This is a genomic window from Myxococcus vastator (assembly GCF_010894475.1).
GTDB classification, from domain to species: Bacteria; Myxococcota; Myxococcia; order Myxococcales; family Myxococcaceae; genus Myxococcus; species Myxococcus vastator.
In genome coordinates this window covers 1-506 of sequence record NZ_JAAIYB010000963.1, presented here as the reverse complement: position 1 = coordinate 506, position 506 = coordinate 1, and the positions used below count along the sequence as shown (strand labels likewise).

Here is a 506-nt window from a genome sequence, read left to right as displayed (position 1 = left end):
GGCTTATATGATGGTGCGCCTCCATGTCCGACTCCACGTCCGGCGCCCCTTCGAGGCCTTCCCAGGCCGACCTGGACCGTTACGCCGAGCAGTTCTCCCAGAGCCTCACCCTGCGCCTCTTCGGCGCGCAACTCAGCTTCCCGGAGGGCCGGAAGGTGGTCGTCACCCTCCCCGAACTGCGCCCCGAACACCGGGGCGGCGCCGGCAGCGCCAGCGCCGTCAACGGAGGCATCCTCGCCGCCCTCTTCGACTACGCCGTGGGCTGCACCGGCGCCCTGGTGGACCCGGGCCGGCGCTGCGCCACCGTGCAGCTCTCCATGAGCTTCGAGCGCGCCGTCACCGGCGACAGCCTGCGCGTGGAGTCCGAAATCGACAGCCAGACGGTGTCCCTCCTCTTCGCCACCGCCCGGGTGTACGACGGTGAAGGCCGGGTGTGCGGCCGCTGCCAGGGCGTGGTGAAGCTCTCCAACCTCCGCTGGGCGTCGGGAGACAGCCCCGCCGTCAAC

General features: G+C 71.1%; 1 protein-coding gene. It reads left to right on the top strand.

The features are described from left to right. Nucleotides 1-23: 23 nt before the first annotated feature. The coding region (locus G4D87_RS38575; RefSeq protein ID WP_163787688.1) for a PaaI family thioesterase at nt 24-506 on the top strand (483 nt) is incomplete at its 3' end.